This is a genomic window from Fibrobacter sp. UWB1, from assembly GCF_002210325.1.
GTDB lineage: Bacteria > Fibrobacterota > Fibrobacteria > Fibrobacterales > Fibrobacteraceae > Fibrobacter.
Window position 1 is genome coordinate 12563 of the sequence record NZ_MWQL01000011.1, and the last position, 12218, is coordinate 24780.

Genomic DNA, 12218 nt, shown 5'->3' on the forward strand with positions numbered 1-12218 from the left:
AAAAATAAAATTTTCATTTTCATATTCATTAGTATATATTCAGGATATGAATAAGTCCTCTATCTCGAATATTACTGCTCTTTTGAAGAAAATTAAGCCAGTTCATTACTTGGTGGTTTTGGCAATTATAGGCATTGGCATTTTTAACGCCGTCACCGGAATCATGCCGCAAATCAAGCAAAGCCGCTACGAAAAGGGAATCGAAAAATCCTTTGACAAGTGGTGGGAAGAAGAGGGCGCAAACCAGTTCAAAATCGTCGGAATCGAACCGACCGAAAAAGTCCGTCAAGAAGAATTCGAACAATTCCGCAACAGGGCCTTTGCCTTGAAGCCGTCTTACATTGTCGAAGACCGCATCGAAATCATGAAAAAGGATTTCCGCGAGTGGTGGGAAATCAGGGGCGGCAAAGAAGAATTTATAGCAAAGCACAACCGCTACCCGGGCGAATCAGACTTTAGAAGCGAACTTGCCGAATGGATCGACAACTACACCGACAAATTCCCTCGCTACAACATGGCGTTTGTCCCCAAGAAAGAACAGTACGACCGACTACTCACCAGCTGGATTCTGTTCCCGAGCGCGTGGAGCTACATTCTGTTCGCGGTACTTTTCATGTTTACGCTTATACGTTTGGAAAAGCGTTGGCAATGGTTTATTCTGTGGGGCTGCATTGTCGGCTGGACCCTCTGTGGCGGCATCTTGGTAAGCATCATGACCGGCACGAGTTTCTTTGACCACTACAGCGGTGAACGCTACATGGGCATGAGCCTGACGATTGCGTTCTTGCTCGGAGCGACTGCATTTGCCCCACGCAAGGAACTGACATCGCAGTCGGTTTCAGCCGTTTGTATTACCGGACTCTTGCTCGACATGGCGGTCAACTGGTTTATCAATCCGAATATTTTCGGCGCCGTCACCGTACTTTCGCCGATTGCCTTTGGCGCAGGCGCATTTGCCGGATTAAAAATCGAAACCCGCCGCAAGACCCGTTATGAACTCAAGCAAGAGGCTTTGCAAGAAAGAGCCCGTCGCATTGAAAAGCGCAACCCCATGGCCGAGTTGAAGAACAAGACTCGAACCATGATTCAGTCGGGCATTGAAAACGCCAAGGGCGGTCGCCCCGAACAGGCTTTCAGCCTACTCACGCAATCGATGGTCCAACTCTTGCAGGAACACCCTGTCGACAAGGCTACAGTACTTTCTCTGGCCGACAGCATGAACAAGCTCTACATCGAAATCTCGAGCAACCAGTGGCTTGAATGGGGCGAAATCGCCAAGGCGAAAAACGCGCCCGAAGCGGCAATCATGCTTTTGAAGAAAGGACTTTCGCTCGAGAAAGACAAGAACTTCGCAAGGCGCGCCCTTTATATTTTGGGCGAGACTTGCGTCACGAATAAGATCGAGCTGGAAGACGGAATCAAGCGCTTGCAGAAAGTAATTGAAATGAATTCGACCGACATTCTCGCAAAGCAGGCGCAAAGAATCATGGACAATGTCAAGAAGCAATAATTACCGATTCTTTTCGTTGTTCGTTATATCTTATTGTATGTAGCGGTGCTTGATGGCGCCGCTCTTTGTATATTCCACCACCATCACATGCGCAGCAGGCATCTTGGCAGGCTTCTGATTGCCCGAGAATAGCGGGCGGCCTTGCAAGTCGAAGATGCGGTAGAAGGCCGTTTCTACCTCGTTGCCGAGATTCATGCGCTGGGCAATTGCGGTCGTGCTACTGCTAGATCCTTCGACTTCGCTCAGGATGACACTGGAGGAAGATTCTGCAACGCTCGACGAAGATTCTACACTCGACGACGATTCCGCGACTTCGGACGAAGACGATTCGGACTCAACCGTTCCCTCGACCGTAAAGGTGACGTATTCCGACATCCAGGTGAGCCCGGAGTTGTCCGTCACGACAGCAACGGCAGAATGCATACCCGGAGCAAGGCCCTCGGCATTCACCTGGTAAGGCGATGCCGTTGCTGAACCGACTAAAGTCGTTCCGACATAAAAATCAACCTTCTTGACAGAACCGTCGTTATCCTTGGCGGTGGCACTCAAGGTGACAGCCTTGCCGGCATCGAACTTGGCCCCTGCAGAAGGTGCTGTCATAGAAACACTTGCCGCCTTGTTGCTCTGGCCAAAGCCCTGGTTGTATTCGGGCATCTTGCCGTAGCGGCCTCCCACACCTGCTAGGCTCGGGATTTCTTTCGGGAGATTTGCAACGGTGCGTTTTTCGAAACTGTAGCTCGGGTTGAAAGTTTGCGCCTGCGGAACGCCCTGCGTCACCGTACCGTTGTAGCGGTGCTGCTGTTTGGTTCCGCTCCCGAACGTGACTCCGCTAAAGTAAACGTAGCCGTTGTCGCCCCATTCGGCGAGGTAACCGTTGCCGTTATCGATATAGCTGTTCTCGTAGCGCACGTAGGCCTTCGCGCTTGCACTATGGCCGTTTGCACCCGCCACAAAGAATCGGTTGTAGTCCACATACTGGTTGTACAAATGCACCTGCGAACCGTTGTTTTCGCCCGTCACCTTCGGCACGCGGCCATAAGTATTGTGCCAGTAGTTATTTGCATAAGTCAGGTGGGCATCTTCGACAAGTGCCATGTAAGGATCGGTTCCCCAGCAGTTGAAATCGTTTGCGCCGTCAAAATCCAGGTAACTGATGGTGGCGTCGTCCACGAATTCCATGTCCATACCGTCGCTAATCCACTTGTAGCTGATGTGGTCGGCCCAGAAGCCCTTCACATGCTTCGACGCGGTGCCTACCGTTTCAAGGCCGTCACCGCCTTCGATCAAGTGCGGGTTCACGTCATAAATGGCAAGGTTGCGGTAAATGTGGTTGTACGAGCCTTCGTTACTGCGCACCACTATGGATGCGCCACGCAGGTTCGCGCCGCGACCCATGCCCACGAGGCTCTTGTTCGGCTTGGTGGTAATCCAGTTGCTCCACGCCTGCAGATTGTCCGACTCCTTCACGATTTCAAGTCCGGATTCGCCGAGGCTTGCGCAACTGTTCTTTTCGAAGGCGATGCGGTAAAACTTGTTCGTCTTGCCCGTCACGCGGTTCTTCTCGCTGCAAGTCGTGCGGCACCAGGTACGCCCCTGCTTGTTCGCCTCGGTTACCGCATTGCGCATCTGCCTAAAATCGTAAGTACCTTCGGGCACAAGGATTGTCACCGCATCGTTACTCTGCAGGTACTTGCGGATGGTTGCCGAATCGCTCGCGATGACGATGTTTCCTGCATCGCCGCCCGTCGTAGAAGCACCGAAACCTTCGGCCTTCACGTTGAATGTGAAAAGGAGCACGGCAGTCGGATCCGTTTCGGCAGAAGTCCAAATCCACTTGGCCTGCGTATTTGCGGCAAAACCATTCAAGGTTGCACCGCTCGGAAGCTTGTTGCTTGCGTAGTTAAGGGTTGTCGCACCGCCCCACTGGCTAAGGTCGCGGCCCTTGTTTTTCCACGAGTTGTTGCTCACTGCAGGCTTTGATTTCCAACCACTGCCGGAATAGTAAGACTTGTCCAGGTCGTCAATCTGCACCATGACGCCCGGGGCACCCTTGCCGTTCACGCCCACGACCGAAATTGCATTTTCACCGGGAAGGAACGTCATCGGCACAAAGCGCACGCGGCCCGCCTGGTTGTCCTGCGCAAGGAGAGCGCCATTGTGGTAGAGCCTGTAGCCGCCATCGGCTACGATCCAGATACCCGGACCTTCGCCCGCATTATACGTCGCGGCCACCAGCTGCGAGCCCACCTTGTCACCGCCACCGTAAGCCACTTCAGAAGGGAGTTGAACCACTTCTGTCGCAGGGACAGCGGCATGCACCGCAGAAATTCCAAAAAGCGAGACAAAGCCCGCTAAAGCCAACCCAACATCCTTTTTGACTCCCATTTTTTCCTCTTTTTGTAATATTGCCTTTTATAATCTAATTTTGGCACTTTTGTTTTCAAAACGTTATCCACCAAGCCCATTAATATGTGTTTGGTTGTTGACAACGATTGTAAAAGCTCCTTTTACGCAAAAAAATACACTCCTATCGGAGTGCTGGGTAGTTTTTTTGAAATTTAGGGTTGTCCGTAGACTACGGCCAAAAAACGCCGACATGTTTCCATTTTTAATGTATTTTATATACCATAATAATAAAATTTTACTTTACATTTGCAAATATTTATCTAACTTTTGCAACATGAACAATGTTTCCACAATTAGTGTATTTATGTATTTTGATTACCGGGATTATATCCGGGCCGTTGTGGAAGCATTGCAATCCAGAGGGCAGTCCATCCGTTCCATTCAAGAAAGCGCCGGAGTCTCGGGTTCCGCCTTTTTCAACCGCATTCTAGACGGATCCCGCCCGCTTTCTGCTGCAAACGCAAAGACGCTCGCCAAAGCCTGGGGGCTTTCCGATGAAGAATCCGAATACTTTCTGACGCTTGTCCGCTTCGGCAACGAAAAGAACGTGGACGAGCGCGAAAACTTGCTCAAGAAACTCCTCACCGTACGCGCCAACAAGCAGGAATACGAGCTCCAGGATTCCGCCCTCAAGTTCTTTTCGAAGTGGTACTACCCCGTCTTGCGCGACCTGTTGCCGCTCCTCCCCGCAAACACCCCTGCCGAAAAAATCGGCCGGATGTTCACGCCCGCGCTTCGCGCCCCGCAAGTGCAAAGCGGAATCAAGTACCTAAAGGAAGCCGGATTCGTTTCTTTGAACGATAACGGAACCTACCATGTCGAGCAACCCACCATCTCGACGCCGCCCCGCGTGCGCTCTACCATTCTGCGCAAATACCATTTAAAGAACCTCGAAGTCAATAGCGAAGTTTACGACCTGTTCTCGAGCGATGACCGCAGCATCACCAGCGTAACCTGCAGCCTTTCCAAGGAAAGTTTCGAAAAGGTTCGCGAAGAAATCGCCAAGCTTCGCGAAAAGATTTTGGCCATGTCCCGCGAAGAAAAGAACCCTGACCGCGTCTGTCATGTCGGATTCCAGCTCGTGAACCGCGCCAAGGTGAAGGAGGGCAAATAATGAAGGTTATTCTCGCCCTTTCGCTTTTCGCAGCCAGCCTCGGCACCGCATTCACCGCCTGCAGCACAAGTGAAAATTCCGTCACAAACGGCACAGGCAGCAACGCCGGCGAAACCGAAATTGCCGGCATCGTTACAGCCACCAATCACGGAATGCCCCTCAAAAACGCCGTCGCCCGTGTATGGATTTTAAACGAGGATTCCATGCTTGTCGCCTACGAAGACACCCTTGACGACAACGGCATTCTCAAGATTAACTCCGCCGCCTTGAGCGAAAAGAAGGCCCCCGTCCAGTTGCTCGAAATGCGCTCCGGCGACTCGCTCTCCATTATGCGCTGGGTCGACTTCGAACGCAGTCCGGAGCAGAATCTCGCCATCGCCCAAAGCGAAAGCCTGAAAGGCATCATCACCAATAACGGTACCGCCGTCGAAAACGCAACCGTAAGCATTCTAGACCAAACTGCCACCACGGATGTACAAGGATACTTTGAATTCAGCGGCTTGCCTGCAGGCGTGCACTACGCCTTCGTTGAAGGGTATTTCGGCAAATTCTCTTACCAGATGGAAACCGGCCTAAGCGATGGCGCCACGACAAATCACATCAACATCGCCGACAGCATTTTCACCGTTGTCGAAGACTTTGAAAATTGGAAACACAGGCAGACCTTTATCGGCAAGAGTTTTGGGCAAGGCTGGTGGTTTATTTGCACCGACTCCCTGCAAGGCGGGAACAGCCGCGTCGCCGAAGGCATCGATAGCGACAAGATTCTCGTTACCGGCGACAGCGCCAAGAGCGGAAGCAGCCTGCACCTGATTTTCAATATCGATCAGGAAACTAAAGGCCATTACGGCGTCGCAGGGTTCTCTATCGGCGACGATTTTGACGAAGACGACTTGTTCGCGTTCTACGACTTGCGAAGCGCCACCGCCATTTCGTTCGACGCCAAGGGCAGCGGAAAGATTTCGTTGCAAATCACCAAGCGCGGCAACGACGGCAAACGAGACTTCCACCAGACAGCCTTCGTGACGCTCGGCGACGAATGGGAACACTTCACTTTTACCGCCGACGATTTCGACACGGAACTTATCGCCGTCAACACCATCAACATCTTGGTGACCGAAGACGCAGAGATTTTCTTGGACAACATCCGCTTTGACGGCATTTCGCCGAGCATGTGGCCAAGCCTCGGAATGCGATTCTAGAATTTTCACATATAGGAGTGTGCTTTATGAAAAAGACAAATATAGGCATAGTAGCCTTGTGCGCTCTCGCTTTTACAAGCAGCGCGTTCGCCACCATTCAACCCACGCGCGTCGGCCCCGTTAGCCAATACGGCGCTTTGCAAAGCGGCAAGAATTCCGCTGGCGAAGGCCGCATTTATGGCAGCGTGCAAGGCGTCAAGGACGGTGCCGAAGTCCAGGTTCGCGGAATGAGCCTCACTTGGAGTCAGTACTGGCCGTACGGCAGTAGCTTTTACGGAAGTTCCTTTATCGATACTCTGGTCGGCTCCTGGAACGTTGAACTTGTCCGCTCTGCCATGGGCGTCGTGCCGCCTTGGGGACACGGAAGCTACATGACCCGCCCCGAATATTTCGAATCGCAAATGGACACCGTGGTTCAAGCCGCTATTCAAAACGACATTTACGTTTTGATTGACTGGCACAGCGAAGGCGGCTACTACAACTGCATCCATAAGGGAACAAAGCCAAAGTACGAATTCAACGACAACAAGACCTGCTTTACCGCAAACGATGCCGCCGCCTTCTTCGGACGCATGGCTGAACGCTACGGCAAGTACCCGCATGTCATTTTCGAAATCTACAACGAACCCGTGAGTGAATCCTGGGCAGACCTGAAAGCCTACGCCGACACGGTCATCAGCGCTATCCGCAAACATTCGAAAAACCTGGTAATCGTCGGAACCCCGATGTGGTCTTCTATGGCAGGCGATGCCGTAGCCGCCCCCGTACAAGACGATAACGTCGCCTATACTTACCATTTCTACGCCAACCTGCACCAGACTTCTAGCCACTTGTCCAGTTCCAACAAGGCGATGGAAGCCGGCCTTAGCGTATTCGTAACGGAATGGGGCGGCATTGACGAAATCTTCACCAAGGAAGCCCACAAGACCGAACTCGAGAAATTCCTCGCATGGACCAACGAGAAGAAAATTTCTTGCGCCAAGTGGGATGTCGAAAAGCCCTTCCTCGAAAACAACGATGTCGACAATTATATCAAAGAAAACATTTTGCCCGCAAAGACCACTTACCAGAAAAATCTGAACTGGGAAACCGAAATCAGCGACAAGTTGCCCAACTTGATTACATACGGCGCCGGCACCGATATTCCGGGCAAGTGGAGCAGCACCAGCGACATTGACGACTACGGCGACGAACAGGGCGACAAGGGAAACTCCACCTTTACCGACAACTCTACCGAAACTACCGTGAAAATGGACAACATGAAGCTAGACACCGTCGGCACCGGCTTTGATTACGCCCCGTACATTCGCGCAGAATACACGTTCGACGGCGAGCCCGATTTGTCCAAGTGCAAAATGGTTAGCTACCGCTACAAAGGAGCGAACCACCAGTTTATCCTCTACTACGATTGGAACGCCAGTATCGATGTCTTTGGCGAAGGCGCCTGGGACTACCCCTTTGTCGAAATGCCGTATGCACCCGAATGGGAAACGGTCTACGTGGATTTAGGCTGGATGATGAGCAACGGCTGGCAGGCAGCACTCCCGCTGACCCCGGTTCTTTCGGCGGCGACCGCGTTCCGCTTTAATGTAACAAACGACTTTTTTGACACCTCGCTTTGGGTCGAAAACATCAAGTGCATCGAAAGCGTCGAAGGTTACACGCCTGTAAAAATCCCCACAAACACAGACGCCGTCCAAACGCAGACTGCAAAGGCGAATTACCGCATAAACACCAACGGTTTGAACATTGTCGCCACCGGCATCAAGAACGGCACGCATTACTCGCTTTCGAACATCCTCGGACAAACACTACGTTCCGGCACCGCAAACGCAAGCAGCATTAAGCTGAGCGCACCGCAGGCAGGCCGCTACATTCTCCGCCTCGGCAATTCCGTCCACCCGATTTCAATCAAGTAAGCAAAAGCCTTTCCCCGAAACAAAAGGGAGCAAGAGCAAAAGCGCCTCGGCATCCGCCGAGGCATCTTTATTTAGTTAATCGATAATTTGAATTCCTTCGAATACGATTTCGTCTATATCGAGGCGAGAGCCTTCGGATATGAAGACGCTGAATATGCCAATCTCTGTCGAAATTTCGTCCCAAGCGACCTGGTAATTTTTGTCGTCCAGAAGCTCGTCACCGGGCCGAAGGACCAATTCCGTCCATTCGTCGTTCGCCGTCGCAATCCACAACGCCTTGTTATAGTTGTTGTTTTCAAGTTGACGGTAATGTTCAAGCGCAACGGCAAACCGACAGTCCCCGCGAACCTTCATTCGAACCGCAGAAAGCGCACTCAAATCGTAGTAACCGGAATCAAGCCCAAGATGCGTCCCGAGCATGACATAGGCCGTATCTTGAATGGCATACTTTAACGAGAGATACTTCCCGCCGGCACCGTCATCTACAAGCGCGCCCGCAAAACCGCCGGCACTGTCAGGACTTTCAAAGGTCGCCCCCTTGTGCGGCATGTAGTACCAACCATAATTCGGGTATTTCTTTGCCAAATTGTTCAGGTTGTCGCCATCGTCGAAATCTTCGAAGACGTATTCGCGGGTAACATTTGAAATACGGATGAGCGTATCTACAGAAGCACCGGCATCAAGCGAAACATCGGCAACAGGCTGATCATCCGCAAGAAGCGTATATAGGCCCGCAGGAACATGCGAGAAGACAAACTCGCTTCCATCATTTTTTGCCCAATAGGGAGTCGCATCAAGCATCACGACACTGCGCGAAACTACAGAATCAGAGGCCGCAGCCCCGGTACGCACCGTAAGCGACACAGACGGCAGAAGCTCAATTTCATCGGCCATGGAATCTACCGCATCGAGTTTTGACCACACCATGAGCGAGGAGTCCTCGCCGGCAATCCCTTCGACATAGCACCTTGCGTTCTGGCACTGGTCAGGTTCAGTCTCGAACTGCACCATTCCGGAATCATCCGCAGTAGCGGTTTCCAACGCAGAAACATAGGACGGGAGGAACTGCGTCACATCCTGGATATTCACGTCTTCGGACGGACTTTCCGCAGGAGTGAAATCAGCACGCTGATACAAGGTGACGCGCGCCTGCGGTATAGGCATGTGCGCCCCATCGAATGCAACGATGGCGATTCCGTTTGTCGTTTCGCTCGTGGCTCCGGCAGTTTCAGGGCCGCTGTCGGAACAGCCCGAAAACATCGTCAGAATTAGGCCGAGCGCGAAATAAAATAATTTTTGGATCCTAAACACCTGGAGCATTTTTACCGTTCTTCCTTTTTCATCATCGGGAACAACTGAAAATTTAATTGATAAACGCTATCGCATATTTGCGCGGGCATCGCATTGACCACATTTACGATGGATTTTCGCGTTTCGGCAAGAATATCGCGGATTTTTTGGATTTGATTCGAGTCAAGCGCCATGGTAAGCGTACTGATATCGCGCTTTTCCTTCGGGGTATTGGCAATCGAATCGCGAGCCAATTCCGCGATACAGCCCTGGTAGTCGCTAATGGTTGCACTCAGCCAATGTTCCTGCGTACGGAGGTGTGCCTCGGTGGGTTCCACGCGGCCATCCTTGCGTTGGCGGGCAAGTCCCAACTGCAACAGCGCCTCAACGGCTTTCTCGACCTGAGAGGCGGTGAGTTTCGGAATGCATGCCTCAGCGAGTGCTGCAGCATCTTGCGGACCACGATAATCAAAGACATCGAGCGCCGAACGGATCATCGGGTAGTACCACTGCTGAAAATAGCGGTAACGAGCCTCGTCTAGCTCACGGCAGACGGCCGGGCGCATTTTCTGAAGCATTTCAAAATGCTTGCGGACATCTTCGTCGGTCTTTGCCTTGCCGTAAGCGACCATTTCGCGGAAGTATTCCGCCTTCGCCTCCTTGAAACGGAAAAATTCAACGAACGGTTCAATGCCTTTAGAAGACACATGGCGCTTTCCCTGTAAAATTTTTACAAGAAGACTTGCGTCAACGTCCACAGCAGCGGCAAAAACCCGATAGCTGAAGGTCGGATCAAGCGACTTTTCGAGTTCGTAAAAATCCTGCAGAAATTTACGGTAGTCGGTGTAGTCGTATATGTTGATTTTATTTCTTGCGAACATGGTTGGCCAGCCCCAATAATATAGATTCTATTATTGAAATATTCAATTTTTTTCAATCAATTTTTATCAAAATTTTAAAGACATGTTGACATTTTTGTCCACACACAGCCGAAAAAAAACTTACTGAAACTCTTTCATGAACATAAATTTAAGGCACAATGGTGTATCAAGGAGTTTGAATGTTTAAAAGAAATACAGTCGCAATTCTTGCGGCAACCCTCGCAACAACAGCTTTCGCCACCAAGTACGAAGCCGAATCGGCAACCGTATCTAGCGAAGCAAAAATTGTCAACAGCAGCGGCGTCTCTGGCACAGGGTACGCAAGCCTCCAAGAAGGCTCGATCACCTTCACGGGAGTCACCGCAGAAACCGCAGGCAAGTACACGCTCACCATCCATTACAAGGCGGGCGACTTCAAGGCAAATTACCTCAAGGTAAACGGAGCGACCGCAGGCACAATCGACTTTGCAGCAACGACCGGATGGGCAGACATCACAACGGCCGTCACGCTCAAGGCGGGCGCAAACAGTATCGCCATCGAAAAATACTGGGGATGGATCGACGTGGACTACATCGACATTTCTGCCTACGAATCAAAGCCCTTCAAGCTCTCTGCAAGCCCGGTCACCCCGAACGCAACCGAAAGCGCCGTGAAGCTCTACAGTTTCTTACGAGAAAACTTCGGCAAGAAGACGATTAGCGGAATCATGACCGGCGACATGAGCGGCTACACGCTGGGAGCCGACTTCAAGACTCACGACGATGTGAAGTACATCTACACGCGTACGGGCAAGTACCCGGCGCTCGTCGGTCTCGACTTCCTGTTCGCAACTGGCCCGAACGCGTCTCAAGGCTGGAACATGGAATACACCGACAAGGCGATTTCCATTGCAAAAGGCCTTTGGAAGGCTGGCGGCATCCCCGCATTCACTTGGCACTGGAAAGACCCGCTCGACAAGAAGGACGCCTTCTACATCCAGAGCGCAGCCGGCACCAACGAATATACGGACTTCGACTTCTCTACCGGATTCAAGAGCGGCACCACCGAATGGAACACCGAAAGTGCCGCCTACAAGGGAATTGTCGCCGACATCGACCATATCGCCGACTACTTCCTCGAACTGCAGAAAGAAGGCGTTGCAGGCATATTCCGCCCCCTGCACGAAGCGGGCGGCAAGTGGTTCTGGTGGAGCATCAATTCGGGCGAGCAGTTCGCGGCCCTTTACCGCCTGGTATTTGACCGCATGGTCAAAGTCAAGGGCGTGAAGAACATGATTTGGGTGTTCAACCCCGAAGGTTCTACCGTCACCTCCTGGGATCCGGGCAGCGAATACTACGACGTGCTTTCCATTGACATCTATAACAGCGCAAATGACCACTCCAGCAACGCGAGTTCCTTCGACAAGTTCAAGAGTGCATCGAACGGAACGAAGATCCTCGCTCTCAGCGAAAACGGGCCCATTCCCGACGTGAACAACATGCACACCGACGAGGCCGTATGGAGCTGGTGGATGCCGTGGTACAGCACCTGGAGCGGAACCTGGCCCGGCCAGACGAAGGATGCCGTGTGGAAGAGCAACATGGGTGACGAACGTGTTATTTCGCTCGAGGACATGCCCGGCTGGGACAAATACAAGCCCAACCAGGATACCTCTACGACACGTCTTGCAAAGGTATCGCCGTTCTACGGCCCTGCAACAACAATCGGCATCTTTGACATGAACGGCCACTATGTGGGACTCACTACGCAGGGACTTCCGCAGGGGCGATACATCGTGCGTCAAAGAATCCAGGGACGCAACTTGAATGCGGTATACATCAAAAAATAACTATTGAGTCGGTTTCAACGAATTTTAAAGGCGACGCGAAAAAAATGAATACACAACGGGGGTTGGA

8 protein-coding genes are annotated in these 12218 nt (G+C 51.9%); 5 read left to right on the forward strand and 3 right to left on the reverse strand.

Annotated elements, in window-relative coordinates; genetic code table 11:
- Positions 1–46 precede the first annotated feature (46 nt).
- Positions 47–1510: a hypothetical protein gene (locus B7988_RS09535; protein ID WP_141225621.1), complete on the forward strand. Its 1464-nt coding sequence runs from the start codon at positions 47–49 to the stop codon at positions 1508–1510.
- 30 nt (positions 1511–1540) lie between these two features.
- Here the strand turns inward: B7988_RS09535 and B7988_RS09540 are convergent, their stop codons facing one another.
- Positions 1541–3895: an Ig-like domain-containing protein gene (locus B7988_RS09540; protein WP_088657712.1), complete on the reverse strand. Its 2355-nt coding sequence runs from the start codon at positions 3893–3895 to the stop codon at positions 1541–1543.
- Between the two features lie 325 nt (positions 3896–4220).
- Between B7988_RS09540 and B7988_RS09545 the strand changes: the two genes are divergently transcribed.
- From B7988_RS09545 to B7988_RS09555, 3 genes are read left to right on the forward strand one after another with little or no spacing between them, the layout of a single operon-like run.
- Positions 4221–5030 carry a TIGR02147 family protein gene (locus B7988_RS09545; RefSeq protein ID WP_283160533.1) on the forward strand — a complete coding sequence of 270 codons (810 nt, stop codon included), beginning with the start codon at positions 4221–4223 and terminating at the stop codon, positions 5028–5030.
- A complete protein-coding gene (locus B7988_RS09550; RefSeq protein WP_249268940.1) occupies positions 5030–6232 on the forward strand; it encodes a carboxypeptidase-like regulatory domain-containing protein in 1203 nt (400 codons plus the stop codon). Before B7988_RS09545 ends, B7988_RS09550 begins: the two co-directional genes overlap by 1 nt.
- 26 nt (positions 6233–6258) lie before the next feature.
- A complete protein-coding gene (locus B7988_RS09555) occupies positions 6259–8151 on the forward strand; it encodes a glycoside hydrolase family 5 protein (RefSeq protein ID WP_088657714.1) in 1893 nt (630 codons plus the stop codon).
- A gap of 75 nt (positions 8152–8226) precedes the next feature.
- On the opposite strand, the gene B7988_RS09560 is transcribed toward B7988_RS09555, so the two are convergent.
- Positions 8227–9411, reverse strand: coding sequence for a CIA30 family protein (locus tag B7988_RS09560; protein WP_233247967.1), 1185 nt, complete (start codon positions 9409–9411; stop codon positions 8227–8229).
- A 62-nt stretch (positions 9412–9473) separates the two neighbouring features.
- Positions 9474–10322, reverse strand: a complete 849-nt coding sequence (locus B7988_RS09565; RefSeq protein WP_073319719.1) for a TIGR02147 family protein — start codon at positions 10320–10322, stop codon at positions 9474–9476.
- A 179-nt stretch (positions 10323–10501) separates the two neighbouring features.
- Between B7988_RS09565 and B7988_RS09570 the strand changes: the two genes are divergently transcribed.
- Positions 10502–12151, forward strand: a complete 1650-nt coding sequence (locus tag B7988_RS09570; RefSeq protein ID WP_088657715.1) for a glycosyl hydrolase — start codon at positions 10502–10504, stop codon at positions 12149–12151.
- Positions 12152–12218: the final 67 nt, after the last annotated feature.

Excerpts from the sequence above, each read along its gene's own strand:
- B7988_RS09535 (WP_141225621.1), top strand. The coding sequence starts at position 47 with ATGAATAAGTCCTCTATCTCGAATATTACTGCTCTTTTGAAGAAAATT.
- B7988_RS09540 (WP_088657712.1), bottom strand. The coding sequence starts at position 3,895 with ATGGGAGTCAAAAAGGATGTTGGGTTGGCTTTAGCGGGCTTTGTCTCG.
- B7988_RS09545 (WP_283160533.1), top strand. The coding sequence starts at position 4,221 with ATGTATTTTGATTACCGGGATTATATCCGGGCCGTTGTGGAAGCATTG.
- B7988_RS09550 (WP_249268940.1), top strand. The coding sequence starts at position 5,030 with ATGAAGGTTATTCTCGCCCTTTCGCTTTTCGCAGCCAGCCTCGGCACC.
- B7988_RS09555 (WP_088657714.1), top strand. The coding sequence starts at position 6,259 with ATGAAAAAGACAAATATAGGCATAGTAGCCTTGTGCGCTCTCGCTTTT.
- B7988_RS09560 (WP_233247967.1), bottom strand. The coding sequence starts at position 9,411 with ATGTTTTCGGGCTGTTCCGACAGCGGCCCTGAAACTGCCGGAGCCACG.
- B7988_RS09565 (WP_073319719.1), bottom strand. The coding sequence starts at position 10,322 with ATGTTCGCAAGAAATAAAATCAACATATACGACTACACCGACTACCGT.
- B7988_RS09570 (WP_088657715.1), top strand. The coding sequence starts at position 10,502 with ATGTTTAAAAGAAATACAGTCGCAATTCTTGCGGCAACCCTCGCAACA.